Genomic DNA, 26147 nt, shown 5'->3' with positions numbered 1-26147 from the left:
TACTCCTCTTTTTTCGTGAAAGAAGTGGCGAGAAAAACGCAATATGTAACCGATTACATTTAAGATTATACTGCGTTTGTTGACAGAGTCAATCAGAACGCTGTTTATTTATTTTCACAATTTTTTATTTGTTCGAAGTGGCTTTTCATCGCGTTGTTGGTCATCGGAATTGTCGGTATTAAAGTGACGAGTGGCGATTAGTCACCAAATGAACCTTATGAAATGATAAACTTAAATCATGAATGGGGAGGTGTGCGAATGTTACCGGATCGCATTGTGCGAGTGCTTGAGGCAGCTATTGTTGGCGATGCTTTTGGCGTGCCATATGAATTTAAGGAGCGTAAGTCTTATACCGTAGAAGCTGAGATGATCGGCGGTGGGTTCTGGGAGCAAGCGGCTGGGACGTGGTCGGATGATACGGCTTTTACGCTTGCACTCATTGACAATCTGACTCACGACGGCAGTTACGCGGATCTTATGGATAAGTTTGTGGCGTATATGGAGCGCGGCGCTTATACGCCGACTGGGCAGCTGTTTGATATTGGTAATACCTGTGCCAAAGCCATTCGCACTTATGTCATTGAGCAGGCTGAACCGACAATGTGCGGCGATCCCTCTGAATTTGCAAACGGCAATGGTGCCTTGATGCGCTTGGCTCCCTTGGCAATTGCGTTATATGATGAGCCGACGTTCAATCAGCGGGCTAAAAAGTATCGCGCATACACCCAACTGACGCATCGCCATCCACGAGCCGTGCTTGGCAGTATCATTTATCTGGAAACGTTGTGGCAGTTGCTGCATGGCAAAACATTATCGCAAGCGTTGGCAGCAGTGAACTTATCGTTTGAAGCGTTACCGACAGCAGAAGAAGCAGAAATACCGGTTTATCACCGGTTGTTCGCGGCCAACTTTAAAAAGCTGCCTGTGTCAGCGATTAAATCAAGCGGTTATGTCGTTGATACACTGGAGGCAGCAGTTTGGGTGGCCATCAATGCTCGTGATTTGAAAAGTGGGATCATGAGCGCTGCTGCTTTAGGCCAGGATACGGATACAATTGCGACCATTGCGGCTTCATTAATGGCTGCCAGCGGAAGCGATGCAATACCGCCGGAATGGTGGCAAGCCATTGTTAATCGTGAATTAGCGGATTCATATATAATGCCCTTTGCGGAAAAGTTTGGTACTACAATCGAATCGGCTGAAAGCGATGGTGTAAAAAGGTAATGAATCAAAATGAAGAGTCCTGGCTTGAAGAAAGTCGCCAAGCGATGCATGGATGGGATTTTAGCCACTTAAAGAACCGCTGTGAGACTGGCGCTTTGCCGTGGAACTATCGTGATTTGGTGAGGCAGCATTTAAAACCGGCTGATGAATGGCTGGACATGGATACCGGCGGCGGGGAACTGATGAGTTCGTTTAAGCATCCCGTTGAAAAGACTTCGGTCACAGAAGGCTGGCAGCCGAATATTGATTTGTTGAAGCGGACACAGGTACCACAAGGGATAACACTGTATGCCGATCCGGAAGGTCAAATGGCGCAGGTGCCTAGTGGTCATTTCGAAGTGGTGACGAATAGTCATGGTGGATTGCCAATTGCTGCAATTGCGCGTGTCTTGCGTCCTGGCGGTATTTTCATTTCACAACAAGTGGGGGCAACTAATAATTACTCGTTATCGCGATTCTTGAATGAGAAGTACGCTCCTGCATTCCCTGACAACAATCTGTTGCAAGTTATAACGCAATTACAGAACAACGGTTTCCGGATTTTAAAAGCAGATTCCTCTTTTGTTAAAATGCGCTTTACGGATGTTGGTGCCATTGTATACTATGCGACTGTCATTCCCTGGGAGTTTCCTAACTTTGACGTTAACCGAGCCATGCCGAAACTTCATCAATTACAGGACATTATTGCAAGCGTTGGTGATATTACTACTTTTGAAGATCGCTTTATCATTGTGGCTAAGAAGGATGAAGACTGAGGTAGAAACGGCGACTTGCGATTAGCACCAGTCGCAGTATGCAAGTAATAAGTGAAGAAGGCTTAAAATCCGATCTAGTTTCGGATTTTAAGCCTTCTTTTACTTATTAAGCTGGTTAGCCTCAAACACGAGCTGGAATGTTTTAAAGACATTTGCTTCAACAACCGGTTGCTTCATCAACTCGATGAGAAATGCCTTATTCTTTTTGTTAACGAGTACTTTTAGAGTTTTCTCGTCTCCCATGAAAGTCATTGTTGCGCTAACTCTTGTGTAATCGCCTGTACTTCAGCAAGGTCATCTGCCACAGCGCCGCTTGCTAAGGGATGGCCCCCACCGCCATGGCGCACGGCTAAGGTATTGATTTCCTTGGTTTTACCGCGTAGCTCGACGCGATATTTGCCGTCTTGACGTTCCGTGAACACTACCCAGCAGTCGATGCTGGCGAGTTTGCCGATATTGCCGACTGCACGCTGCTCTTCGCCGTAAGCCAAGCCGAATTGCTGCAACACTTTTTGCGTGATGAGCAGTGATCCGGCACCGTTTGCCGTAATTTTAACATGCTCCAACGCCCAGCCGATGAGTCGACCGACCTTTTCGGGGAACTGGTCTTCACGGCGGCCGATTGCGGGTGCGTCAATGCCGGTCGCAAGCAGGTCGGCAGCTGCCAGATGCGTACGGGCCGTGGTTAAGTCGTAGAGGAAGCGGCCGGTGTCACCAATCACCCCCGCGTAAAGCGCCGCCGCGGCCGGTTGATTGAGAGTCAGGCGCTTGCTGTGTTGCACCAACTCCCAAACCATTTCCGAAGCACTTGACGCGTTGGTGTCGACCCAACTGATGGCGCCGAGTTGATCTTCATTCAGATGGTGATCGATTTTAATCAGCATGGCGCCTTGGTCAAAATGCGTCCCGGCGATGCGCGAGCGATTGGCGGTATCAATCACCACCACCAGTGCGTCCTTATAAGCAGCTGCTGGAACATCTTGCTGCGGCCCGATCCAAGCTAAGTCGGGCGCGGCCGGGCCGGCAGTGTAAATGACTTTTTGCGGATAAGCTGCCCGTAACAGCAGTGCCAGCCCGGTTTGTGAACCGATGGCGTCTGGATCAGGGTTGATGTGGCGGTGAATGATGATGGTATCGAATTGATCAAAAGCGGCTAAAATGCGCTCGATTTCGGCTGACATAACAGGTTCCTTTCAATGCTAGGTTATGTAAAGTTGTGCATCCTGCTTGCGAAAATGGCAGGCGTGTACACATACTTAATCGTACCGGTCTCAGGTGAAAAGACAACTGTTATAATGATTGAAACCAAACTTAATGGGGGAATATTGGTGAAACGCTTATTGAAATGGATTGCCATTGTCGTTGGCGCCGTCGTGCTGGTCGCAGGCGGTTACCTGATTTATCTTTTCACGACTTATTACCGGCTACCGGATAATCAGGCGTTGAAAGTCAAAAATCAGCAAGATGCCCAATTCAAGCCAGGCCAGACGTATACGGCCATGACCTATAACATCGGGTACGGCTCTTATCCGCCGAGTTATAGTTTTTTCATGGACGGCGGCAAATATTCGCGGGCTTATAGTCAACAAGCGGTGCGAAAAAGTATCAATGGTGTCATTAAAACCACGCAGGCGCAAAATCCGGACATTGCCTTTTATCAGGAAATCGATCCGGATGGCGATCGTTCCCGCCACGTGAATGAAGTGAACATGGTAACGCAGGCGCAAAAACAATACGCCAATGTGTACGGGCAAAATTACGATTCCGCCTATTTGTTCTATCCGTTTACCCAGCCGATTGGGAAGGCGAAATCGGGGATTTTAACCCTGAGCAAGGCTAAAATCGACAGTTCCCGCCGTTACAGTTTGCCGGTTGATACCGACTTCAACAAGATTATTGACTTGGATCGCGCCTTTACGGCCACGAAAACGACGGTCGCGAACGGCAAACAGTTCATCATGGTCAACATCCATATGTCCGCCTTTACCCCGAATGTGAAGGTGCAACAGGCGCAATTTGCCAAATTATTTAAGTACATTGATCGTGCCTACAAGCAAGGCAATTACGTCATGGTCGCTGGCGATTATAACCACCGGCTATTAAAAAATACCGCCGAAATTTTCCACACCAAAAATCTGGAAGAAACCTGGACGCACCTGTTTCCTAAGTCGAAATTGCCAGCCGGGTTTCACATCCCGACCATGGGCTTGGCTGAAGCCAAAGTACCTTCCGTCCGCGCCCTTGATCAGCCGTATCAGCCCGGAAAAAGTTTTGTGACGTTAATTGACGGCTATATTCTGTCCCCCAATATCAAAGCGGAAAGCGTGCATGTGGTGTCGACCGGTTTTCAGTATTCCGATCACAATCCGGTCGTGCTGAAGTTCCGGTTGCAGTAGTAAGAACATCCTTAGTGGCCTGAAAATGGGGCCACTTTTTTATGCCTTCATTCGTTGCAGTGTCAGCGTGAAGCACACCATTTTCTTGTACACGCTCATGCAGATACAGATGCAGCAATCTGTTTTGCTGGCAAACTAACTCGCAATTCCTTAATTGGTACACGTGACACTTTTCTGTTCCACAAGAAACTGCATTTCAGTGTTAACTTTTATAACGCAAATACTTGAAATACAGTTTCATATGGGACCATAATCAAGTTGATCGATGAAATCTTATTAGGGAGGGGAAACATCATGTCGATATCTGCTTTTGCACTTATTTTTCTGACGATCTATGTGGGCTTGGCACAACTCGATGCACTCTCACTGAAGATCGGCTTATTTTCACCGGTGTTTGGTGGTGCGGCAACTGGTCTAGTTATGGGAGATCTCAAAACCGGTTTGATTGTCGGTGCGACTTTGCAGTTGGCAACGTTGGGGGTCGCGACGTATGGCGGCGCAACGGTGCCGGACTTTCTTTCCGGTTCGATTATGGGTAGTGCGTTTGCGATTATGTCCGGGCGTGGGGCTGCTTATGGGATCGGGTTGGCGATTCCGATTGGCTTGCTACTGACGCAAATGGATATTCTGGCACGGATGACGAACACGATTTTTCAGCATCATGCTGATCGCTTGGCACTCAAAGGTGATTATAAAGGCGTCGAACGGAACAACCTTTACGGGATCATTCCGTGGACGGTTTCACGTATGTTGCCGGTTTTTGTAGGCTTGTTCTTCGGCTCGGCGGTTGTTAAGGCCATCAATGCCTGGATTCCGGCGTGGTTGATGGTTGGCTTGAAGACGGCCGGGATTATTTTGCCCGCGATGGGGATTGCGATCCTGATGCGGTACCTGCCAATCAAGCGGTACTACCCTTATTTCATTCTCGGATTCGTCCTCATGGCTTACTTCACGAAGTCCTTCTCCCTGCTGGGCACGGCGCTGGTTGGCTTCGTCTTTGCGGCCATTCACGTGATGGAGGCCAACGAGCGCAAGCACAATGGCGGCAACGACAATGGCCCAAGCAAGCCTGACAATGGTGGTAACGACAACGGCAGTAGCGACGACGAGGAGGTCGAGATCGATGTCTGACTTGAAATTAAACAAAATAACCAAAAAAGATCTTAAGCACATCTTCATTCAAAACGTCTTGGGATTGCAGTTGGGTTGGAACTACGAAAAGATGCAAGGTTTGGGCTACGCGTATTCAGTGATGCCTGCGTTGAAACGGCTGTATAAAGATGATCCTGCCAAAATGAAACAGGCGCTGAACATGGAGATGGGCTTCTTCAATACTACCCCGCAAATGTCACATTTGATTGTCGGCGCGGATGTTGCCTTGCAGGATCAACTGGGGATGAACGATGAAAATGAAAAAGCCATTGCCGGATTGAAAACCGGGTTAATGGGGCCTTTTGCCGGCGTCGGCGATACCATTTTCGTTGCGATTTACAATGCGATTATTTACTCCATCACGGCGTACATGGCACTGTCGAATCAACCGATCGGCCTATTGATTCCAGTAGTTGGTTGCTTGGCCATTTTATGGGTGCGTTGGAAGTTGTTCCAAGTCGGGCTGGCACAAGGCACGCGGCTGGCAACGACCTTCGCCGACAGCATGGCGATTTTCACGGAAGGCGCTTCGATCCTTGGCTTAACAGTTGTCGGCGCGATGATTCCCGCCGTCATTAATTACAAGCTTGATTTGACCTATAAAGTCGGCAAGGTCACGATGAATGTCCAAACCATGCTCGATAAGATTATGCCAGCCTTGATTCCGTTGGCGATTGCCTTGTTCTCATACTGGATTCTTGGACGCAAGCATATGAATTCCACGCGGCTGATTTTCGTCTTGATTTTGATCGGCATGGTGCTAGGCAATCTCGGTGCGATTTTTGGTTGGATTGGTAGTTTGGTATAAAGACGACATTTATGACGAAGGGAAGTAGCGTTCAATGACAATTGTGGCAGCACGGGTTGACGAACGGATGATTCACGGCCAAGTGGCGATGGTGTGGACGAATACGGTTGGCGCTAATCGGCTGATGGTCGTCAACGATGAAGTCGTCCACGATGACATGGCGATTCAGGGGCTGAAAATTGCCCGGCCGGCTGGGAAAAAATTGGCCATCAGCTCAGTGGCCAAAGCTATCGAAAATCTGCAAAATGGCAAATTTGCCGCGGATCAAGTGTTTGTGATCACCCGCAATGTTCCGGACATGGCGAAGTTGATTGACGGCGGCGTGCCGATTAAGTCGTTTAATGTTGGCAACCTGTCAGAAAAACCCGGTACCAAGAAAATTAAACCATCTGTGGCTTTGTCGCCTGACGATATTGCGATTATTCGGCGTTTGCTCAAACAAGGGGTGACCATTACTGCGCAGATGGTGCCTAATGAAAGTAAAACGTCAATCGCCACATTTATTGACAAGGCCGAATGACGCCACTTTTAACGAGGGTGGAGGCGCGGCTTGCGCAGTTGAGCCCGGTTAACCGCGCCTTGGCCCACCACGTATTGGCCGATCCGGAGGCGTTTGTCGCCGAGACAACGGCCCAGATTGCCCAAGCCAGCGGCGTCTCGGCAGCGTCCGTGATTCGGTTTGTGCGCCTGTTTGATTTTGATGACTTACAATCGTTTAAGCTGGCTTTGGTGCGCGAAACCAAAACGACCGACGATCCGCAACCGCTTGATCCGCTGGTGCAAGACGATGATGATTTGCCGACCATGATGCGCAAACTCAGTCAGACAGCGATTGCGGCGGTGCGGGATTTGCCGGAAGCATTGGACCAAGATGCGGTTCAATCGGCGATTACCACGCTGCGGCACGCCCGGCATATTTATCTGGTTGGCATCAGCGCGTCGGCACTCGTGGCGCAGGACCTATATTTAAAATTGATCCGGGCTGGTTATCTGGCGATTTTTGATCATGATGCGCACACGGCTTTGGAGCGGATGTATTATACGACTTCGGCCGATGCGGTAGTTGCCTTTTCCTACAGTGGCATCACCAAAGAGGTTGTTTTGGCAGCGCAACAGGCGCGGCACAATCACACACCGGTGATCGCCGTGACCCGCCATGAGCCGAGTCCGTTGCGGGATGTGGCGAGTTGCGTGATTGCCTTGCCGCCGACGGAACCACTCTTGCGCATCGGTGCCGTAACATCTATGTTCACGGAAACTTATGTCGCCAATATTCTGTTTTTAGGGGTGGTTCATGGCGAGATTAAGCGCACCGAGCAGAATTATCGGGCGACATCACAACTAACCGGGGAATTGAAAATTCGAGGTGAGGAAAATGGCAATCGCAGACCTAACAACCGAACAAAGAAATCCGGCCAGCATGCACATCGACACGATGACGACGCCTGAGATTGTGGCCTTGATCAACCGTGAAGATGCCAAAATTGCACCGGCGATCGCCAAGGAAGAGGCGCATATTGCCGCAGCCATTGATGAAGCTAGTCAGCGTTACAATCGCGGTGGGCGGCTGATTTACGCCGGGGCAGGCACATCCGGGCGCCTGGGTGTTTTGGATGCAGCCGAGCTGGTGCCGACTTATGGCATTCCGCCAGAGCGGGCAGTGGGCTTGATCGCGGGCGGCATGTCAGCCATGTTCAAATCTGTGGAAGGGGCCGAGGACTCGGCTGAATTGGCCGAACACGACCTGAAGCAGTTGAATCTGAATGCCAATGACACGGTGATCGGGATTGCTGCGTCCGGCCGCACGCCTTATGCGATTGGCGCGTTGACGTACGCCCAACAGACACACGCACTGGCCGTGTCCGTAACCTGCGTGGCCGATAGTGAGTTGGCTACCCATGCCGACATTGCGATTGCGCCAGTGGTTGGCCCGGAAGTGATTACTGGCTCCACCCGTATGAAGGCTGGTACCGCTCAAAAAATGGTGCTGAACATGTTGTCGACGGGTGTGATGATCCGCGCCGGAAAAGTGTTTGGCAACTTGATGATCGATGTACTGCCGACTAATGCTAAGCTGGTCGATCGCGCCGAGCGGATTATCGTTGAAACCACTGGCGTTACCAAGGCCCACGCTGCTTCCTTATTGAAGGCAGCGGCGCATAAGGTGCCGGTAGCAATTGTCATGGCCAAAACCGGCATGGATGCCGCGACCGCAACCCAAGTGTTGGCTGCCCATGATGGCGTCGTGAGTGCGGTTTTAACGGCATGGGAGGCTGAACATGGCCGACACTCCTGATTTAGTGGCACCGATCACGCAGGCCATTCACGAGGGTGCCGTCTTTGGTGCTTCGTTTAGTTTGGTTGCGCCGGATGAAAATGCGTTATATTTTCTGGGTTATCAAGGTGCCGGCGACGATCATCTACCGGTAATGCCACAGGATCGTTATGATCTGGCCTCGCTGACTAAAGTCGTGGGGACGACGACGCGGTTATTGCAGCTGCTGGTGGCGGGGACAATCCAGCTGGATCAGCCGATCGGGTCACTTGTAGATGGCTTGCGGTATCCGCAACTGACGATTGAGCAGCTCATGTTACACCGCAGCGGGTTGCCGGCAGATGTAGCAAACGCACATGCTCTTGATCGTGGCGGCTTGATTCAAGCGGTGAAAACAATGGCGCAAGTTGCGCCGCCGGACACGACCACGATTTATTCGGATCTAAATTATATCCTGTTGGGCTGGGCGGTGGCTCAAATTGATGGCTCATTAGCGACCAGTCTGCAGCAGCATATTTTTACGCCATTGGGGATGCAGGCTACGGGTTATCAACCTCATGGCGTCGCGTCACGCGATTTTGTCCCGACCGAAAAGGTGCCAGAGCGCGGCGGCGTGTTGCGAGGGACGGTTCACGACCACAAGGCCTTTTTACTGGATGGCGTTAGCGGTCACGCCGGGTTGTTTGCGACCTTGGGTGATTTGACAACGTTCACGCGGTTGTTGGCGGGGTTGCCTGTGCCAAACGGTGAAACGGTGTTGCCACCTGCTGCTTTTTCCTTGCTGGAGCGTTTTTGTGTTGGCGGACGCACGTTAGGATGGCGTTGTTGGTCAGCCAATCGCCGCCAGTATTGGCACACCGGCTTTACCGGCACCTCGATTGCTTTTGACCGCGACACCCAGCGGGGATTTGTTTGCCTGACGAATCGGATCTATCCCAGTCGGACTAATCGTGCGTGGGTGAGGATTCGGATGCACTTGCTCACCCGATTTTTCGGAGTTGCAACCTCATGGCTTGATGAATGAGAAGCGTTGGTCGTGTTATGTTTTCTCAACGAGGGTCATTGACACGGCGAATGGGTGTATGATCGAAAGTAACTTGAGCTGAGTGCTAGCTACTGGCTGTCTGGCGCTTGGTTTGCGATCGGAGATAGATTTAGATGAAGCATGCCCATTTAGTTGAACAACTTAACCAGTTGCACCGCCACTTTGCCGAGCCGCATGCGCTCTTGCTGGCTGATAATCACCGCTTGCTTTTCGGCGCAAAGACCGACACGTTGTTTCCCGCGGCGAGCTTGATTAAACTCGGCATTGCTGCTTACGTGAAAAAACGTGCTGAGGCGGATCCTTTTCAGTGGAATCGAATGGTTGAATTACCAGCGACTGTCGGTGGTGCCGGGATATTGCGCTTCATGACGGCGCCGTCATGGTGTGTGCGGGATTTGGTAACGCTGATGCTAATGGTGTCTGATAATTTGGCGACAAATGCGCTATTGAAATTATACGGATTGCCGACAATTTCACGCTGGTTGGCCGAACATTTTCCCGGCACCCGATTGAACCGAGCGTTAATGCAGTCGCATGCGGACACAGATAACTGGATTACGGCGGAGGCAGCTTGGCGGCTGTTGCATGACTTGTTAACGCCGACCCACCAGTCAGCCGACGGGGATTGGTGCGCGCAGGCGTTACGGCACCAGCAAAATCGTACGAAACTGTTGCTGGCACCAACGATGCGGGCTTTTGTGGGTTGGACAGCCGGTAAAAGCGGCGAGTTGTCAAATTGTGAACACGATGCGGCATGTTTTGCAGCGGAAGGTGAGCAGCTTTACGCCGTAGTGCTCACCACTTACAATCACCGGCGAGAGGATGCCATGCGCTTTAATCAGCAGGTAGGTCAGTTAATCGTAGACGACTTTCAGCAGCGGCGGGATCGGCTGATGTGAGCATTCATGATAGTCAGTTTTGCATTTTTTTAATGGATGTATCTCCAACTCTAAATTTTTTGGAAATCCAATTACCCAGTGGTGCAGGAATCAAGCCTATAACCAGTATGATTTTGAATCCTACATTGTGCTCAAACTTACTCGCGAGAATTAATGCTAACGGCCATAATATGAGAACTAATATAGCGGTCGTTACCCAGCTATTTGAAAGTGCTTTTCGAAAATGCTTCATGTCTTGTCTCCCAGATTATTGACTGCTGATTTTTCAACTAGCATATCACACGATATTAGAATTTAATTCTAAAAAATTATAATGAAGACCGTGATGGCGGTCTTTTTCTTTGTGTATTTTGACGCTTGTTTCGAGCACCTCTTACTGCACATGATAAATTGACCATTTCAAAAAAACTGCAAATATTATAAAATGGTTAATATTGTTAGAAAAAGATGAGCCGAGAAAAGAGACGATGATCGTTCATGCAAGCAGCACACGCTACTCACCCTGTCATGATTACGGACCGGGAATCGAATCGCCAAATTACCAAGGACTTTACCAGCAACCTGATCGGCTCGTTGAGCGGCGGGATGTTTTCGTTCGGCATGGGGCTGATGTTGCTGAATCAAACCCATTTGGCCATTAGCTTTGGCCTTTCGACGATTGTCGGGCCGCTTGTCAGTCTGCTGCTTTTTGTACCGATGGGAAGCATTGTCGATCGCTACCCGCATCGGTCAATTCTAATCGTCAGCAATCTTGTCAGGTTGGTCGGACTGGCGGTGTTTGCGTGGGCCTTGCCTAACTTTTCCGGGGTGCAAAAACTCATCCCCGTGGTGCTTTTTGCGATTATCGATTATATGTGCAGCGACTTTAGCTCAACCGCTTACTCATCTTCTGTACACGAGTTGGTGAACGAACAGAAAATTCAAAAACTGAGCTCACTGACGTCAACGGCTAGTTCGATTTCTTCGATTTTTTCACCGATGCTGGGGTTAGCTTTATACTCGTTGGTCGGATTTGAAACTTTTATTTTCGTTGAAATTGTTGCGTCATCGCTTTCTTTTTTCATCATGCTGACGATGAAATTCCACGTGGCGCCGCACCGTGTAAGCACCGAAACTGATGAGAGCGGCCGTTCGCTGGCGATGTTTAAGGCGGGGATTGGGTATATCAAGACCCGGCCGCTGGTAAAAGGCGCCATCATGGTGGGCGTTGTGTTGAATTTTAGCTTCACCAGCGTGACGGTGGGGATGCCGTTCATCATTACTAACACGCTGCATTTCGGCAGTGCGCCGATCGGTTATCTGGAAACAGGCTCGGCGGTCGGTATTTTAATCGGCAGCCTATTTATGAGCACCTTGGCCACTCAGCGCCATATTCGCTTTAAAATGCTCGGCCCAGTCATTGCCGATTGTGGGTTGCTGGTGGTGCTGGGTGGTATCTTCAATATGGCCAAAACAGCAAGTGACGTGTCCATCAGCGGCACCATCCTCATGACCGTGCTAGGCTTTTTAATCGTGATTCCTAACATCGTCCTGCAAGTGGCCATCCAAAAAACCGTCCCAACCAGCTTCCTAGGCCGCGTCAACACAACTTTGATGACCATCAACAACTCCGTCACACCCCTCGCCACGTTCTTTTACACGTTCCTCTTCCAAAACATCGCCCAAAACTACCTCGTCTTTGTCGTCAGCGGCATCGTGGCACTGCTGTACATGCTGACCATTTTGCCGCGAATTTTGCAGTTCTTTAGGGAGGAAGGAATTCAGTAGATGGCCATCAAACTGGAACAAAGTTTTTCTTAGGCATGTAGTGCCAAGGCGGAGCAATCGGAGGCCAGAGGGGCTCAGTGGTGACATTGTACTAGCCGGGCGATCTTCCCGGCGTAGTACAAGGCCGAGCTTAGAGACTCTGCCGGTTTTGCAGAGGCTCTAAGTCGTGCCCACCACTCTAGCTTCGCGGTCGCCAGCCCAGACTCGCCGGAGATTGCGTAGTTTGGCACGGCAAGAGAACATCATTCTTGAGTTGCATAGCACCGCAAAATGCTATGTTTCATTTCGAAACACCTGTTTTTACATAATACTTACATAATTAATACACCGGGTTGACATCGATCTTTACAAAGGCTTGTTAGGCTTTGTGTAAGGAGTTGATGAGGAATGAGTATTCGATTAGCGAATGTGTCAAAGGCTTTTGGCAACACCAAAGTACTTTCCAATATTTCCGTCGAGATCGAACCCGGTGAGTTTTTTGTGATGGTCGGGCCGTCTGGTTCTGGTAAAAGTACGCTCTTGCGGATGATTGCCGGCTTAACCAGCGTGACAGATGGGCGCATCTTTTTTAACGAGCGCGACGTCACCGACTTGCCGCCCAAGGATCGCAAACTGGCGATGGTCTTTCAAAACTATGCGCTGCTGCCATTCATGAGCGTGGCGCAAAACGTTCGGTTCGGCCTGGAAAACCAAGACCTGTCCGATGATGAAAAGACCAAGCGGGTGGACTGGGCACTGGATTTGGTTCACATGACGGATTTACGCGATCGGAAGCCTAAAGAACTCTCCGGTGGCCAACAGCAGCGAGTCAGCCTGGCACGCGCCTTGGCAACCAAAGCCCCGGTGGTTTTGATGGATGAGCCGCTATCGAATCTCGATGCGCAATTACGAACCGAAATGCGTGAAGAAATTGCCCGATTGCACCGTGAAATCGGCATGACGCTGATTTATGTCACCCATGACCAAGTCGAAGCCATGACGATGGGCGATCGAATTTTGGTGTTGGATGATGAAAAAATCCAGCAGCTCGGTACGCCACTTGATTTATACAATCATCCAGCCAACGAGTTTGTGGCCAAATTTATCGGCAGTCCGGAAATGAACCTGCTGCCTATCACGGTTAACGATGAAGGCGACCGCTTCAGTATCGGCGATGCCTTTTGGACTGATAATGCCTTTGTCCTACCATTCGATCTGCCAGCCGGGTCTTATCATCTCGGCATTCGGCCAGAGAAATTGGTGCCGGTTTCCATTGCCAATCCGGATACCATCACCGCGAAAGTCAAAAGTTTGCAACAACTTGGCAACGATACCTTGATTTTTTGCGACTATGACGGCCAGCCACTCGTAAGCCGGGTACCGGAGCAGTTCACGGTCGCAGTTGGTGCCGAACTCAATTTGCTGCTTCCGGCCAGTGCCGATGAATGGCACCTCTTCAACGTTGACGACGGCGAGCGGATTGTTGCGGCGCCGGTAAAGGAGGCGGCAGGTTATGGAGCTTAATAAAGAACTCAATAAAACCACAACCGAATCAAAAGGCAAAGTGGTTGCGACGCTTCGCGAAAACAACAAGCCGGCCTTTTGGTTCTTAATGCCATCGCTGTTGATTCTGACCTTATTTACGTTTTATCCGATGATCATGACGGTTTACAACAGTTTCTTTGCGACCAACATTCGCGGTGAATCGGCTAAGTTTGTCGGACTAGGCAACTATCTCGATATTTTCAAAGATCCGTTATTCCTGAAAAGCCTGGCCGGCACCTTAGTGTATGTCGTTGCGTTTGCGTTGGTGACCATCATTCTCGGGGTGACCTTGGCGCGGTTGGCGACGATGAAATTGCGGCGGATTAGCTGGTTTCAGACCGCCTTTGCCGGCACGATGGGTACCAGTGCCGCTGCGGCTTCGATTCTCTGGCTATTCCTGTTCAACCCGTCTGTTGGCCTCGCCAGCTTTGCCTTGAAGGCGATGGGCGTCACGAATGCCAACTTGTTGGTTGATCCGACCGGCGCCATGATCGTCATTGTGCTGGCCAGTGTCTGGATGGCCTTGGGCTTTGCCTTTCTGATTCTGCTCAGTGCCTTTCAGAGTGTACCGCCTGAATACTATGAAGTGGCCGATATTGCCGGCTGGTCCCAGTTTAAGCAGACATTGAAAATTACGGTGCCGATGATTTCGCCAACCTTATTCTTCCTATTTGTTGTCGAAATTATCGATGGGTTCAAAATGTTTGCCCAGATTGACCTGATTACCGGCGGCGGGCCTAACAACGCGACGAACTTTTTGGCCTATAAGATTTATCAGGATGCATTTGCCTTCCATAACTTCGGAACCGCAAGTGCAGAGTCGATTGTCTTAACCGTGATTATCGCGTTGGCAACTTGGGTTCAATTCCACTTCACAGAACGGAAGGTGTATTACGCATGACACATGTCAAACATGGGGCACGTTATCTGCTGTTGACCGTTGTGGCGGTAGTACTCCTGTTCCCGATCTTGCTGGGAATTTGGGCTTCACTGCTGCCGACCAAAGATATCGCGGCAGGTAACTTCTTATCCACCAATATTTCGTTAAACAACTACTGGCAGGCATTCGTGACCACGCCGATTATCCGCTACATGATCAACTCGTTTGTCACCGCCGGATTGATCACGATCGGTCAGCTGGTCTTATGTACGCTTGCGGCCTACGCGTTTGCGTTCATGAATTTTCGGTATAAGAAACAGTTGTTCTTTGCCTTTTTGATCACGATGATGCTGCCGTTTGAAGCGCAGATCATTCCTAATTTCCAGACGGTGAAGGCATTTGGCTGGTTGAACAATTACGCCGGCTTGACGATCCCATTCTTCACGTCTGCCTTCGGGGTCTTCATGTTGCGGCAGGCCTTCTTACAGATTCCCACGGACCTCGTGGACTTTGGGAAGTATCTCGGCCTCGGTCGCCTGCAGTTTCTCTGGAAAATCGCGATTCCATACAGTCGCAGCATGTTGATTACCTTTTCGCTGTACACGTTCCTGACGCACTGGAACCAATACCTGTGGCCGTTGATTACCACATTCTCGGACGACTTCCGGCCAGTACAGGTTGGGTTGAAACAGTTACAGGCTGAAGATACCTTTGCCAACTGGGGCATGGTCATGGCCACAGCGATTATCGTGCTGTTGCCAACCTTGGCGCTGCTGCTGATTGGGCAGAAGTTCTTCAAGCGTAATCTGAATGCAGGGGGGACGAAGGGGTGAAAACCACATACAAGAAAATCATTGCGTTAATCGCGGCGCTTGCGGTTATATTAGGTCTTGCCTTTTTCCTGACCGGGCAACATAAAACCGAAGCGGCGTCGGACAATGGCCGGACCACCATCACGTTTTGGCATTCGATGAACGGACCGAATGAAAAGGTGCTGGAAAAGCTGGTCGATCAATTTAACAAAAGCCAGACGAAGTACACGGTCAAGCCGATTTACGCTGGCAGTTATGAATTGTCGATTATGAAGTACGCCAATACGGTCGGCAGTAATGTTTCACCTGATTTGATCCAGAGTGACCAGGCCAACCAGTCGATGATGATCGGCCTCAACTCGACCGTGCCGGTGCAAAAGTTCATTGACCGCGATCATTATGATCTGAGTCAGCTGTATCCCGGCGTGACGGCAGCCTATAAGATCAATGGCAAGCTAGCTTCCATGCCGTTTAACTCGTCCAGTTCGGTCATGTACTATAACAAGGCACTGTTCAAGAAATATGGCATTGCGGATTTGCCGCTGTCGCCAACCTATAGCGACATCACTAAGGCAGCTGTTGCCTTGACCAAGAAAAGTAAAGGCGCCGTTAAAGGAATGACCATGCAGATCTATGGTTGGCTGCCGGAAGAATTGGTCGCCAACCAGAATTCGCTGGTGGTCAATCATGATAACGGACGTCAGGCGATGGCCACCCAAGCAACATTGAATTCGCCAGAAATGGTCAAAAGTATGAACTGGCTGCAGGATGTCATCAAGCAAGGCGCTTTCCAAAACTTCGGTACCGGATCAGCTGCTGCCAACAACCAAAGCGCGGCATTCCTGGCGCAAAAGGTCGGTATTTTCATGCAAAGCTCGGCAATGCTGGGGCAGCTGCAGAAAAACGCCAAATTTGACTACGGCGTTACGTTCACACCGCATCCGGATGATACCAAGGCCAATGGGGTCGCAATTGGCGGGGCCAGTCTCTGGATTACCAAGAACAAGCCAACAACCGTTCAAGAAGGGGCTTGGCAGTTCATGAAGTACCTCATGACGCCAAAGGCCCAAGCGGCTTGGCAACTCGGCACCGGCTACTTTGCGGTCAACCAGAAAGCCAACAAGGTTAAGACGCTGGCCAATGCGATCAAGAAGAATCCCGCCTTGGCAGTGCCAATTGAGCAGCTCAATCAAGGTAAAATCAATGCCGCCACAGCCGGTGCCTTCTTCAGCAATATCCAGGAAGAACGGCAAAACGTCGAGTTGGCCATGCAACAGATATACGGCGGTGAAGATGTCAAGAAAGCCTTAGATGAGGCCGAATCAAGCACCAATACCGCAATTTCCAAGACCAACTCTGTCAGCGGTAATTTGTTGGATTACAAACGCTGATCGTAAGTTTTAACAACATTGCCGAATGCATGGCGGACGCGTATGATCAAGACAATATTAATCGTCCTATTTTGAGGAGGTTGCGATCATGCCAAGAGTCTATTTTCTTTGTACCGGCAATGCCTGTCGCAGTCAGATGGCAGAAGGGTTTGCGAAAAGGCTGCTGAGTCAGCAGTGGCAGGTAAGAAGCGCCGGACTTGAAGCGCATGGACTCAATCCGCTTGCTACGAAGGTGATGGCAGAAAAAGGGATCGATATCTCCAGACAGCAGTCAAAAGTTATTGATAACGCCGCGTTGCAACAGGCAGATCTAATTGTGACATTGTGCGGAGATGCGCGTGATCGTTGTCCGTGGACACCGCCGTCGGTTCGCCGTTTGCATTGGCCGTTGAAAGATCCTGCTGCTGCAACTGGTTCACCGACAGAAGTGTTGCAGGAATTTCGCAATGTGCGTGATGCAATTGAGATCCGTGTGCGTGCGTTGGCAGCTTCTGCCGATAACAAACAGGATCAGAATTGAATGTCATTAGGGATCAATGAACGGAGGGTAAGCATGACAGTAGCAATTTATGGACATCGCGGGTACCCTGCCCGTTTTCCGGAAAATAGCCTGCAAGGATTCGAATATGCCTGTGAGCATGGTATTGACGGCATCGAAACCGACGTGCAGATGAGTGCTGACGGCCATCTGGTCATCATGCATGATGAACGGGTCGATCGCACCACAGATGGTACCGGCTGGATCGCCGATTTGACGCGAACCCAGTTGAAAGGGATGCGGTTGGCCAATGGCGAACACATTCCATCGCTGCGGGAAGCACTCACGGTTTTGAGTCATTATGATGTGATGGTCAATATTGAATTTAAGACCGGCAAAATCCGGTACCCGGGAATCGAGGCACTGACGCAGGATTATGTCGAGCAGTTCGACATGCAGGATCGCGTGATTTACTCCTCGTTTAATCACGACAGCATCAATGTGGTTCACACACTGGCCCCAAAGATGAAAACCGCTTGGCTAACCAGCCGGGTACTCATGGGTGCTACCTTACCATCTTACTTAGAAGCCGTTCATTTCGAACACTATAATGCCCACCTCGACAAAGCCCAACGCGTCTGGACGGTTGACGACCCGCTGCAAATGAAACAACTGATGCGCGAAAAGTATGTTGTCGGGCTCATCACCAACCGTTTTGAGGAAGCCATGGACATGCGCGAGTTGGTGGCGAAAGAGAGTAAATCGCCGGTGTGAGTGGCTAGAAAAAAGAGACGTTTCGAGAATTTACTCGAAACGCCTCTTTTATATTAGCTTTTGTTTTTGCCGCTATGTTATGTTAAACAAACAGAAAACAGCATATACGAGGAGGCCTCACGATGCCAACTGGCGAGAACAAATATTTAGAAGGGAACGTTACCAGTAAAGGACGAGTAACCATTCCGGCTGAATTCAGACGCCGAATGGGCATCACTAAAGGTGCTAGAATCCGCTTTGACTTGGACAAGGATGGCGTTCTTGAATTGCGTGTGGTCAAAGATGATCAGACACATGACAAAGAGGCGTTGGACAATGCCGTTGAAGTACTGTTGGATAAGTATCACGTTGCAATGGATTATTTAAAGGATAGATGATGAATCCGAAAACAGATGTTACAAAGGTTACACTCATGTTGTGATCCAGAAAACGAATTCATTATAACAACCGTGATTAATGCGTAGCGTTAGACACATGCGTATAATGGCGATTAAGGAGGCGAGGAAAGTGGCAGACACCCGAGTTCAAGTGAATAAGCGGCTAATTGACTGGGCATTGGCAACCACTGACCTGCCCAGTGACGTTTTAGCGAACATCCAGCAGCGCAATAAGTGGTTACAAGTCGACTTCAAACATTATTTACAGCCAACCGTTAAGCAACTGGGTTTATTTGCGCGGCGTCTTCATGTGCCATTTGGCAATCTGCTGATGGATGAACCGCCCAAAGAGGAAGACATTCGTTTGGCTTTCCGAACCCGGGAAAATGTGCCAGCGCAAGTCAGTCTCACGTTACGTGACATTATATATGAAATGCAACGTAAACAAGACTGGTTCAAACACGAGAGCGGCGTAGCTAATCAGCAGCTAACCTTTGTGGGCGCTGCTCGTGGTGCATCGGCATCAGAGACACAACGGATGATGGCTCGTTTCATTGCATTGCATCATGCTGAATCGCCAAGACATCTTTACAAGGACCTGCGTGCTCAGCTATCCCAACTGGGTGTTTTAAACATGCAAAAGGGTGGTGCTGGTTTTGGCACTAATAGGCCGTTAAACGTTTCTGAAGCCCGTGCCTTTGTCCTTCTCGATGACTATGCTCCCTTGATATTCATTAACCAAAAAGACAGTTACACCGCTCGTATTTTTTCGCTTATTCATGAGTTTGGGCATATTTTACACGGCACCGACGAGCTGCTAAAGAATCTTGACAGTGAAAAACAAGAAGAACAACTCATTAACAAGGCAACTGCTGCGTTTTTGATGCCTGAACAAGACTTCATTCGTCGCGTTAAAGAATATGATATTCGTAAGGCCGCTCGGTTCTTCAATGTGAGTCCTTTAGCAGCAGCAATTCGTGCGCAAGGTTTAGGTCTTATTGATCATGTTGTACCAGATGATTTTACTGAACAAGTTCCATCCAGTACAGATTCGACTGGGGGAAACCCATATAATAACGCTCTGAGCTTAAACGACAGTCGGTATATGAATACCTTAATCGCAGCTCAAGAACGTGGTGTAGTGCAACCAACTGAGGCCGCTAGTTTGATGGGTATCAGTTATAAGATGATGGATCGTACTATTGAAAAATTTATTGAGCGTGAGGTTCTGACATGAATGGCTATTTGCTGGATTCAGACATCTGGATTATTTCCAATAGGCATTATCGCCAGCGATTCTTTCCAATCGTCTGGCATTTCTTCTTAAACACGGAGCACCTGTACATGCTTGATCGAGTGTATGAAGAGATAACAACTAAGGATGATGAATTGAGTGTTTGGGTCAAAGAGCACTTTAAGGGTAAAACCATCGTGTCAGATTTATTTGTTACCGAATACCAAGTTGTTACACAGTACCTAATGACATCGCAAAAATGGACTGCTGCTGGATACGAACAGTGGACTGGTGATTATCAAAAGGCTGATCCGTGGTTAATCGCGTGTGCATTGAACAAAAAGATGACCATTATTACAAATGAAAATATGACTGGTCCTAATGGTCTGGCCAGTAAGGCAGAGCCCAAGATTCCATACGTTGCTAATCAATTAGGCGTTGCCACAATGAACTTTTGGGACTTTCTTGCTAATGAAAAGTTCATTGCCGAATAAACCTTCTTACCCAAAACTTCCCCTAAGAATTGGTAATGCCAAATTCAATGGGGTATTTTTGTATTTGAAGCCGCGTTTTTTCAATGAGTGAAACGGAAGTCAAATATACTGGCATCATTTAACCGTTGCTTTCGGAACTGCCACTTTCAAAACAAGGAGTTGACGCTATGGCCGATGAATTTGTTGCGCACCCACTAATTACCATAACCAATGTGATTTGGAGCTTTTCCCGCACCACGCATCAGCTGCAGATTTTGCTGATTCACCGCGCTGATGAGCCGTTTGCCGGATACTGGGCGCTGCCGGAGACCACGTTGCGAGTGAAAGAAAGTGCCGATGCGGCTGCGATTCGCCTGATTCGCGATAAAATCGGCATCCATGTCAATCGCGGCTCAACCGAGCAACTCGCCACGTTCACCGATCCGGCCCGCACGCCAGGGGAACGAGCGCTGGCGCTCACTTACATGACGTATCTGCCGACAATGCCAAAATTACGGCCCGGCTATGGCGCCACCGATGCGCGTTGGTTTGCCTTCAATGCCGTGGCAGGGGATGAGCAGCTGCAAAACGGTCGGCTCACGTTTCACATGAAACCTGAAGCAGCTGACTTAGCTTTTGATCATGCGCGTATTCTCAGCGTCGCCATTGGCCGGATCCGCAACAAACTCGATTATCAGCCGACTATTTTGCAAGTCCTCGGGCCGACGTTTACCTTAAAAGAAGCGCGCGAAGTTTATGCGCCGTTTCTCCATACCACTGCCGCCGCGATCGATAACTCGAACTTCAAAAAAACCCACCAGCGGCTGTTTATCGAAGTCGGGGTTGCCCATGACCGTAGTCGCAGCGGTCGGCCGCCTAAACTTTTTAAGTTGGCATAGTTGAAAAAATTAACCAGACCGCGTATCGTTGTCACCAAATAAAAGTCTTCTGTACTTTTATGCAACCTTAGTTTAAGTAAAAAGTACTTTAATTAGAAAGGAATGCTACTGATGGCACATTCAAATGAAGCACTGCTGATCATTGACTACACGAATGATTTTGTGGCAGATAAAGGCGCCTTGACTTGCGGAAAAGCCGGACAAGTGCTGGCGCCCACGATTGTTGCACTCGCGGATGAATTTTTGCAACAGGACGGCTGGGTTTATTTACCGACTGACGTGCACACGCCGCATGATCCTTATCATCCCGAAAGCAAACTGTTTCCGCCGCATAATGTTCGCGGTACTTGGGGCCGGGAATTTTACGGGCCACTGGCGCCTTGGTATGCCGCGCATCGCGATGAGGAACGCGTCAATATGTTTGACAAAACCCGCTATTCCGCGTTTGCCGGCACCCCGCTGGATCTACGCTTGCGCGAACGTAAAATCGACACGGTTCATTTAGTTGGCGTTTGCACCGATATCTGCGTGCTGCACACGGCAGTTGATGCTTACAACCTCAATTACCAAATGGTGGTTCACAAAAATGGCGTGGCGGCGTTAACCCCGGCTGGGCAAGAATGGGCATTGGATCATTTTGCTCATGTGCTTGGTGCTACTGTTACTGAATAAAATCGCTCACGAATCAAAAGAAGGCTTATTAAATTATGAATATGAATCCGGCAATGTTGACAGATCTTTACGAATTTTCGATGGCGAATGGGTATTGTGCTGCCTTGCCGCACGAGGATCAAGCGGTTTTTGATCTTTTCTTCCGTACCGTTCCGGATCACGGCAGCTTCGTTATCGCGGCCGGTCTGCAGCAAGTCGTTGATGCATTGCGCAACTTTCACTTCGAGGATGCAGATATCAGCTACTTGCGGTCGTTGAAACTTTATTCCGAAACCTTTTTAGACTACTTGAAAAATATGCGCCTGGATTGCAAGGTTCTGGCTTTACCTGAAGGCACACCGGTCTTTCCGCGTGAGCCGTTATTAACCGTTCAGGGACCGCTGATGCAAGTGCAACTACTGGAAACATTGCTGCTGAACATTGTCAATCACCAGTCGTTGATCGCCACCAAAGCGCGGCGGATCACGGCTGCCGCAGAAGGCCGCCCCGTCATGGAATTCGGGGCGCGGCGGGCACAAGGCCCTGATGCGTCGGTCTACGGTGCGCGCGCGGCTGTCATCGGCGGGTGCAGCAGTACCTCCAATGTGTTGTCTGCCCAGCAATTCAACATTCCGGCTGCCGGAACGATGGCCCACAGCTGGGTCGAAGCCTTTCCAGATGAACTAAGCGCATTTAAGGCATGGGCAAAAGTCTATCCAGACAACAGCGCTTTGCTGGTCGATACGTATGATGTTCTAAAGTCCGGTGTGCCCAACGCCATTATGGTCTTCAAGGAGCTAAAAGCGGCCGGTCATCATCCGGTCGGCATTCGCATTGACTCCGGCGATATCACCCAGCTCGCCAAGCAAGCGCGCCAGATGTTAGACGCTGCCGGCTTCCCGGATGCCAAAATCACAGCCTCTAATGCCCTAGACGAAACGGTGGTGCAGTCCTTGCTAAAGGAAGGCGCGCCTATCGACAACTTCGGAATTGGTGAGAACCTCATCACGAGTGCTTCGTCACCGGTTCTGAGCGGCGTTTATAAAATGGCTGCTTTGCAAGCAAATGGCCAATGGTTGCCGAAGATCAAAGTCAGCGCCAGTCGCGAAAAAACGACCTTACCGAGCCACAAGCAGGTTTACCGGTTGTATCATCACAACAGCAAGCAAGCCTTTGCCGATGTCATTGCCTTAGCCGATGAAACCCTGCCGCAAACAATCGCAGCAGTCAGCGCGAACCCACTGGCAACGCATCCGCAAGTTACTCTGCGCGACTTCTCCGCCCGTCCACTTCTGAAACCAGCTTTTAATCCTGGAAAAGAATTGTCAGTGACAACCGATGTCTTTGCGATTCAAAAATACGCTCGTCAAGAATTAGCCCAGCTGCCTGAAGCCACACAGCGGCTCGTCAATCCTGATCTTTACCCAGTCTACCTGACACCTAAGCTGGCAACTTTGCAACAACAACTCATTGATGAGCATCATCAAAATAGTCAAAAATAATTAGTATAAACTGATTCTTTGAACGTCATCCGCTCTAAGTTGGATGACGTTTTTTTTCGTCGGTTTAAGATAACGTTGTTGGCGTTAATGAATTGTAAAACCATGAAGTCTTAGATTGACTATGTGTTATTTTATTAGCGCTTTATGGAGGTCTGGACAATTATGCTAGCACGACGATTCAGTGAACATGGTGAACCAAATCGGACGACCGAAAGTGGCCAAAAAGTTGTCACTTGTCGTTCTCTTAACAATTTGTAAGTAGATGCGCCAAAAATAAAAAGCCTGTTTTTATGCCATATTTTAGAGACCAACGTCCTTTTTATGTAAAATAAATTAAATGATATTGTAATATAATTATTTAGATGTATACTAAATGTGGATTCAAGATTTATGCGCTTCCTGCCAAATGGGTTGTGTTGATAAGTGGCCAACCAGTTTTGTCAGGAAACGATCAGTTGTTACCATATGGAGGGGATACAAATGTGGAAACAGGCCAAGCTATATGTTTATAGCGCAGCTGTTTTATGCATGACAACCATTGCGTTGTTATGTGTGCCTGGAACCAGCGTGTCGAATGCGGCAAGCAATAGCAGTACTGGTTCCGGCTCCGATCATGTTACCGCTCAATTGAAGACAACGCAGGACAACAGTGTTACCAATCTAATACCGAATCCTACCAATGATAATTCTTCGAATGAGCGAAATGGTGTGGCGTTTAGCACTCAGTTCCAGACAACTTATAAGAATGGTACGAGTGTGATCACACCTGTATCCACTAACTCAAACTCAATCACAAACTTTACGGATTTGAGCAAAGTGGATGAAATCAGCACGTTGAAGAACAGCAATTCAACAGCTGAGAATATCAATGTTATTTTCGAAACACCTGATTTTAAGGGTGTCGACCCAAACAATATTGAAGCCAACGTTGCAGACGCACCGACCTTTAGTCAGGATATGGCTAAAGCGGGCTTGAAGGTTCTCTATAGTGGCAAGCCTGGCGTGTATGATTCACAAAGCGATTTTCTGAGTCAGTATAAGTGGAGCCAATTGATCGCCGTTCAAGTCATGGGTGATTTGCCAGCTAATAGCAAAATTACCATGACCATGCCGCTTACGTTGAGCAATACCACAGATAAAACGATTGGCGCAGGCGACTACGATCGTTCGACTTTGTTCGTTCAGACCTTGGCGTTTGGCGACAAGGGCTGGGGTTCAACAACAACGACTCGCTTCTCTGAACCTTACGATATGAACTTTACCGGATACTTTGCAGCCAAGAGAGATTCGGCTACACAATATACCGCTTTACCTGACTCAATTCAGAAATTGATGCCAACGACAACCCCTAATGCAGATTTCACCGCGTATAACTTTTCGAATCTGCTTGATCAACCGGATGAAACCGGCACTGTTTACAAGGGTGGCCTTATCAAACTTGATTTGACGCGGATCATGAACGCGATCAAGGATCAGGGACTTTCCGTTGACGTTGGTGCGGGTGGTCAGTTCGTGAAGAGCTATCTGTATGATACCGTGTCTGACACCAAGGTTCAGATTGTTGATGAAAATGGTAAGCCGATCAGTATTCCTAAGACTGATTGCTACGTTGAAATCCATCAAGTGATTGATACCAAAGATACAACGATTAAAGAAGGCAGCACCTGGAATCCTAAAGATAATCTTGTATCGGCAGTTTCACCGAAGGACAGCAGCGACATCTCATCACAGATTAAGACGGATGGCACAGTTGATACCAGCAAGCCAGGTACTTATGCCGTTAAATACAGCTACACACTCGGCGGCGTGACGATTTCCAAGACCGCGCATGTCACGGTTGCTGCGCCAGCTCCTGTTAAAGGCGGTAACGTCACGGTTTCTTACGAGACAACCGATGGCACCAAGTTGGCACCGGACGTTACCTTGAGTGGTAATGTCGGTGACACGTATACGGCAACGCAGAAGCAGTTTGAAGGTTACGAGTTTAAGTCAGTAACCGGCCAGCCTACGGGTAAGTTCACCAGCGATCCACAAACGGTCGTCTTCGTTTATGAAAAGCATGGTGTTCTTCCAAGCACTGGCGGCAGTGGCAGTAGCTCCAGCAGCAGCTCAACCGTTCCAAGCTCAGGTTCTAGCTCCAGCAGTTCGAGCGTCGTTCCGAGCTCCAGCGAAAGCAGCGGTTCGAACGTACCAAGTTCCAGCTCAACGCCTAGCGAAAGTAGCGGTTCAAATGTTCCAAGTTCCAGCTCAGCTTCCAGTGAAAGCAGTAGCTCCAACGTACCAAGTTCCAGCTCAGCTTCCAGCGAGAGTAGCAGCTCGAACGTACCAAGTTCCAGCTCAGCTTCCAGTGAAAGCAGCAGCTCCAACGTTCCAAGCTCCAGTTCAAGTGCCAGTGAGAGCAGCAACTCGAATGTACCAAGCTCAAGTGAAAGCAGCAGTTCCAGCAGTTCAACTGCCCCAAGTTCCAGCAATGGCAGCAGTTCAAGCAGCTCCAGCTCTAGTGCAAGCGGCGCCGTTACACCGGGCATCAATGACAACGGTGGCAATGGTGGTAACGGCGGCAACGGTCCACAATTACCTAATGTGACAGGCAATGACAATGGTACCAACAACCATCGTTTGCCACAAACCAGCGATACGGTCAACGCATTGGTTGGCATTGTCGGCGCTATGATCGTACTGACAGGCATTGTTGGCCTCGCAGCACGGCACTTGGCACACCAAGCAAAATAATGCGGTAGTTAAGATACGGCAACAAAAGTAGCTTTTGTAACCGTGTTGATATGAGCATCAAAGAAGAACGCGTAGACATTTAATCTGCGCGTTCTTTT

At 49.3% G+C, this 26147-nt stretch carries 26 protein-coding genes; 24 read left to right on the top strand and 2 right to left on the bottom strand.

Annotation, left to right across the window (positions count from 1 at the left end; translation table 11 throughout):
* Positions 1–258: 258 nt before the first annotated feature.
* Together LACPH_RS13535 and LACPH_RS13530 are read left to right on the top strand one after the other, a co-directional pair.
* Positions 259–1224, top strand: coding sequence for an ADP-ribosylglycohydrolase family protein (locus LACPH_RS13535; protein WP_274785264.1), 966 nt, complete (start codon positions 259–261; stop codon positions 1222–1224).
* Positions 1224–1979: a class I SAM-dependent methyltransferase gene (locus LACPH_RS13530; RefSeq protein WP_274785263.1), complete on the top strand. Its 756-nt coding sequence runs from the start codon at positions 1224–1226 to the stop codon at positions 1977–1979. Before LACPH_RS13535 ends, LACPH_RS13530 begins: the two co-directional genes overlap by 1 nt.
* Before the next feature lie 99 nt (positions 1980–2078).
* Here the strand turns inward: LACPH_RS13530 and LACPH_RS13525 are convergent, their stop codons facing one another.
* Both LACPH_RS13525 and LACPH_RS13520 read right to left on the bottom strand, forming a co-directional pair.
* Positions 2079–2231 carry a hypothetical protein gene (locus tag LACPH_RS13525; protein WP_274785262.1) on the bottom strand — a complete coding sequence of 51 codons (153 nt, stop codon included), beginning with the start codon at positions 2229–2231 and terminating at the stop codon, positions 2079–2081.
* Entirely contained in the window at positions 2228–3160 is a 933-nt protein-coding gene (locus tag LACPH_RS13520) for a DHH family phosphoesterase (protein ID WP_306387065.1), read from the bottom strand. The genes LACPH_RS13525 and LACPH_RS13520 overlap by 4 nt, the downstream gene beginning before the upstream one ends.
* Before the next feature lie 147 nt (positions 3161–3307).
* Here LACPH_RS13520 and LACPH_RS13515 point away from each other — a divergent pair, with 147 nt between their 5' ends.
* The 22 genes from LACPH_RS13515 (at position 3308) to LACPH_RS13410 (ending at position 26049) form a co-directional block, all read left to right on the top strand.
* Positions 3308–4375 (top strand): endonuclease/exonuclease/phosphatase family protein, encoded by a 1068-nt coding sequence (locus LACPH_RS13515; RefSeq protein WP_274785260.1) that lies wholly within the window; start codon positions 3308–3310, stop codon positions 4373–4375.
* 294 nt (positions 4376–4669) lie between these two features.
* The gene (locus LACPH_RS13510; RefSeq protein ID WP_274785259.1) at positions 4670–5506 is read left to right on the top strand and encodes a PTS mannose/fructose/sorbose/N-acetylgalactosamine transporter subunit IIC; all 837 of its coding nucleotides are present in this window, start codon (positions 4670–4672) and stop codon (positions 5504–5506) included.
* A complete protein-coding gene (locus LACPH_RS13505; RefSeq protein WP_047106871.1) occupies positions 5499–6335 on the top strand; it encodes a PTS system mannose/fructose/sorbose family transporter subunit IID in 837 nt (278 codons plus the stop codon). The genes LACPH_RS13510 and LACPH_RS13505 overlap by 8 nt, the downstream gene beginning before the upstream one ends.
* A gap of 34 nt (positions 6336–6369) precedes the next feature.
* A complete protein-coding gene (locus LACPH_RS13500; protein WP_010490599.1) occupies positions 6370–6855 on the top strand; it encodes a PTS sugar transporter subunit IIB in 486 nt (161 codons plus the stop codon).
* Entirely contained in the window at positions 6852–7784 is a 933-nt protein-coding gene (locus LACPH_RS13495) for a MurR/RpiR family transcriptional regulator (RefSeq protein WP_274785258.1), read from the top strand. The genes LACPH_RS13500 and LACPH_RS13495 overlap by 4 nt, the downstream gene beginning before the upstream one ends.
* Positions 7711–8631 (top strand): N-acetylmuramic acid 6-phosphate etherase, encoded by a 921-nt coding sequence (gene murQ, locus LACPH_RS13490; protein WP_274785257.1) that lies wholly within the window; start codon positions 7711–7713, stop codon positions 8629–8631. The genes LACPH_RS13495 and murQ overlap by 74 nt, the downstream gene beginning before the upstream one ends.
* Complete coding sequence (locus LACPH_RS13485) at positions 8615–9634, top strand: serine hydrolase domain-containing protein (protein ID WP_274785256.1); 1020 nt, start codon at positions 8615–8617, stop codon at positions 9632–9634. Before murQ ends, LACPH_RS13485 begins: the two co-directional genes overlap by 17 nt.
* Positions 9635–9768: 134 nt before the next feature.
* A complete protein-coding gene (locus LACPH_RS13480) occupies positions 9769–10554 on the top strand; it encodes a serine hydrolase (RefSeq protein WP_274785255.1) in 786 nt (261 codons plus the stop codon).
* Positions 10555–11031: 477 nt separating this feature from the next.
* Entirely contained in the window at positions 11032–12321 is a 1290-nt protein-coding gene (locus LACPH_RS13475) for an MFS transporter (RefSeq protein ID WP_274785254.1), read from the top strand.
* Positions 12322–12708: 387 nt separating this feature from the next.
* Positions 12709–13824 (top strand): ABC transporter ATP-binding protein, encoded by a 1116-nt coding sequence (locus LACPH_RS13470; RefSeq protein WP_087913089.1) that lies wholly within the window; start codon positions 12709–12711, stop codon positions 13822–13824.
* Positions 13814–14746, top strand: coding sequence for a carbohydrate ABC transporter permease (locus tag LACPH_RS13465; protein WP_049169522.1), 933 nt, complete (start codon positions 13814–13816; stop codon positions 14744–14746). The genes LACPH_RS13470 and LACPH_RS13465 overlap by 11 nt, the downstream gene beginning before the upstream one ends.
* The gene (locus LACPH_RS13460) at positions 14743–15558 is read left to right on the top strand and encodes a carbohydrate ABC transporter permease (RefSeq protein WP_274785253.1); all 816 of its coding nucleotides are present in this window, start codon (positions 14743–14745) and stop codon (positions 15556–15558) included. The genes LACPH_RS13465 and LACPH_RS13460 overlap by 4 nt, the downstream gene beginning before the upstream one ends.
* Positions 15555–16928 (top strand): ABC transporter substrate-binding protein, encoded by a 1374-nt coding sequence (locus tag LACPH_RS13455; protein WP_274785252.1) that lies wholly within the window; start codon positions 15555–15557, stop codon positions 16926–16928. The genes LACPH_RS13460 and LACPH_RS13455 overlap by 4 nt, the downstream gene beginning before the upstream one ends.
* Before the next feature lie 88 nt (positions 16929–17016).
* A complete protein-coding gene (arsC, locus tag LACPH_RS13450; RefSeq protein WP_274785251.1) occupies positions 17017–17448 on the top strand; it encodes an arsenate reductase (thioredoxin) in 432 nt (143 codons plus the stop codon).
* 33 nt (positions 17449–17481) lie between these two features.
* A complete protein-coding gene (locus LACPH_RS13445; RefSeq protein WP_306387064.1) occupies positions 17482–18180 on the top strand; it encodes a glycerophosphodiester phosphodiesterase family protein in 699 nt (232 codons plus the stop codon).
* A gap of 122 nt (positions 18181–18302) precedes the next feature.
* Complete coding sequence (locus LACPH_RS13440) at positions 18303–18557, top strand: AbrB/MazE/SpoVT family DNA-binding domain-containing protein (RefSeq protein WP_274785250.1); 255 nt, start codon at positions 18303–18305, stop codon at positions 18555–18557.
* A 130-nt stretch (positions 18558–18687) separates the two neighbouring features.
* Positions 18688–19794 (top strand): ImmA/IrrE family metallo-endopeptidase, encoded by a 1107-nt coding sequence (locus LACPH_RS13435; RefSeq protein WP_274785249.1) that lies wholly within the window; start codon positions 18688–18690, stop codon positions 19792–19794.
* Positions 19791–20285, top strand: coding sequence for a DUF4411 family protein (locus LACPH_RS13430; RefSeq protein WP_049169518.1), 495 nt, complete (start codon positions 19791–19793; stop codon positions 20283–20285). The genes LACPH_RS13435 and LACPH_RS13430 overlap by 4 nt, the downstream gene beginning before the upstream one ends.
* A gap of 167 nt (positions 20286–20452) precedes the next feature.
* Complete coding sequence (locus tag LACPH_RS13425; protein WP_070651208.1) at positions 20453–21163, top strand: NUDIX hydrolase; 711 nt, start codon at positions 20453–20455, stop codon at positions 21161–21163.
* Positions 21164–21274: 111 nt separating this feature from the next.
* Complete coding sequence (locus LACPH_RS13420) at positions 21275–21835, top strand: cysteine hydrolase family protein (protein ID WP_087913082.1); 561 nt, start codon at positions 21275–21277, stop codon at positions 21833–21835.
* Positions 21836–21870: 35 nt separating this feature from the next.
* On the top strand, positions 21871–23316 hold the full coding sequence (locus tag LACPH_RS13415; RefSeq protein WP_274785248.1) for a nicotinate phosphoribosyltransferase: 1446 nt from the start codon (positions 21871–21873) through the stop codon (positions 23314–23316).
* Positions 23317–23781: 465 nt separating this feature from the next.
* Complete coding sequence (locus LACPH_RS13410) at positions 23782–26049, top strand: MucBP domain-containing protein (protein ID WP_306387063.1); 2268 nt, start codon at positions 23782–23784, stop codon at positions 26047–26049.
* Positions 26050–26147: the final 98 nt, after the last annotated feature.

This window comes from Lacticaseibacillus parahuelsenbergensis, assembly GCF_030770265.1.
GTDB classification, from domain to species: Bacteria; Bacillota; Bacilli; order Lactobacillales; family Lactobacillaceae; genus Lacticaseibacillus; species Lacticaseibacillus casei.
This window is presented reverse-complemented; position numbering and strand designations above follow the sequence as displayed.

What these genes read in the sequence shown, in the direction of transcription:
- LACPH_RS13535 (WP_274785264.1), top strand. Translation starts at nt 259, where the DNA reads ATGTTACCGGATCGCATTGTGCGAGTGCTTGAGGCAGCTATTGTTGGC.
- LACPH_RS13530 (WP_274785263.1), top strand. Translation starts at nt 1,224, where the DNA reads ATGAATCAAAATGAAGAGTCCTGGCTTGAAGAAAGTCGCCAAGCGATG.
- LACPH_RS13525 (WP_274785262.1), bottom strand. Translation starts at nt 2,231, where the DNA reads ATGACTTTCATGGGAGACGAGAAAACTCTAAAAGTACTCGTTAACAAA.
- LACPH_RS13520 (WP_306387065.1), bottom strand. Translation starts at nt 3,160, where the DNA reads ATGTCAGCCGAAATCGAGCGCATTTTAGCCGCTTTTGATCAATTCGAT.
- LACPH_RS13510 (WP_274785259.1), top strand. Translation starts at nt 4,670, where the DNA reads ATGTCGATATCTGCTTTTGCACTTATTTTTCTGACGATCTATGTGGGC.
- LACPH_RS13505 (WP_047106871.1), top strand. Translation starts at nt 5,499, where the DNA reads ATGTCTGACTTGAAATTAAACAAAATAACCAAAAAAGATCTTAAGCAC.
- LACPH_RS13500 (WP_010490599.1), top strand. Translation starts at nt 6,370, where the DNA reads ATGACAATTGTGGCAGCACGGGTTGACGAACGGATGATTCACGGCCAA.
- LACPH_RS13495 (WP_274785258.1), top strand. Translation starts at nt 6,852, where the DNA reads ATGACGCCACTTTTAACGAGGGTGGAGGCGCGGCTTGCGCAGTTGAGC.
- murQ (WP_274785257.1), top strand. Translation starts at nt 7,711, where the DNA reads ATGGCAATCGCAGACCTAACAACCGAACAAAGAAATCCGGCCAGCATG.
- LACPH_RS13485 (WP_274785256.1), top strand. Translation starts at nt 8,615, where the DNA reads ATGGCCGACACTCCTGATTTAGTGGCACCGATCACGCAGGCCATTCAC.
- LACPH_RS13480 (WP_274785255.1), top strand. Translation starts at nt 9,769, where the DNA reads ATGAAGCATGCCCATTTAGTTGAACAACTTAACCAGTTGCACCGCCAC.
- LACPH_RS13475 (WP_274785254.1), top strand. Translation starts at nt 11,032, where the DNA reads ATGCAAGCAGCACACGCTACTCACCCTGTCATGATTACGGACCGGGAA.
- LACPH_RS13470 (WP_087913089.1), top strand. Translation starts at nt 12,709, where the DNA reads ATGAGTATTCGATTAGCGAATGTGTCAAAGGCTTTTGGCAACACCAAA.
- LACPH_RS13465 (WP_049169522.1), top strand. Translation starts at nt 13,814, where the DNA reads ATGGAGCTTAATAAAGAACTCAATAAAACCACAACCGAATCAAAAGGC.
- LACPH_RS13460 (WP_274785253.1), top strand. Translation starts at nt 14,743, where the DNA reads ATGACACATGTCAAACATGGGGCACGTTATCTGCTGTTGACCGTTGTG.
- arsC (WP_274785251.1), top strand. Translation starts at nt 17,017, where the DNA reads ATGCCAAGAGTCTATTTTCTTTGTACCGGCAATGCCTGTCGCAGTCAG.
- LACPH_RS13445 (WP_306387064.1), top strand. Translation starts at nt 17,482, where the DNA reads ATGACAGTAGCAATTTATGGACATCGCGGGTACCCTGCCCGTTTTCCG.
- LACPH_RS13440 (WP_274785250.1), top strand. Translation starts at nt 18,303, where the DNA reads ATGCCAACTGGCGAGAACAAATATTTAGAAGGGAACGTTACCAGTAAA.
- LACPH_RS13430 (WP_049169518.1), top strand. Translation starts at nt 19,791, where the DNA reads ATGAATGGCTATTTGCTGGATTCAGACATCTGGATTATTTCCAATAGG.
- LACPH_RS13425 (WP_070651208.1), top strand. Translation starts at nt 20,453, where the DNA reads ATGGCCGATGAATTTGTTGCGCACCCACTAATTACCATAACCAATGTG.
- LACPH_RS13420 (WP_087913082.1), top strand. Translation starts at nt 21,275, where the DNA reads ATGGCACATTCAAATGAAGCACTGCTGATCATTGACTACACGAATGAT.
- LACPH_RS13415 (WP_274785248.1), top strand. Translation starts at nt 21,871, where the DNA reads ATGAATATGAATCCGGCAATGTTGACAGATCTTTACGAATTTTCGATG.
- LACPH_RS13410 (WP_306387063.1), top strand. Translation starts at nt 23,782, where the DNA reads ATGGAGGGGATACAAATGTGGAAACAGGCCAAGCTATATGTTTATAGC.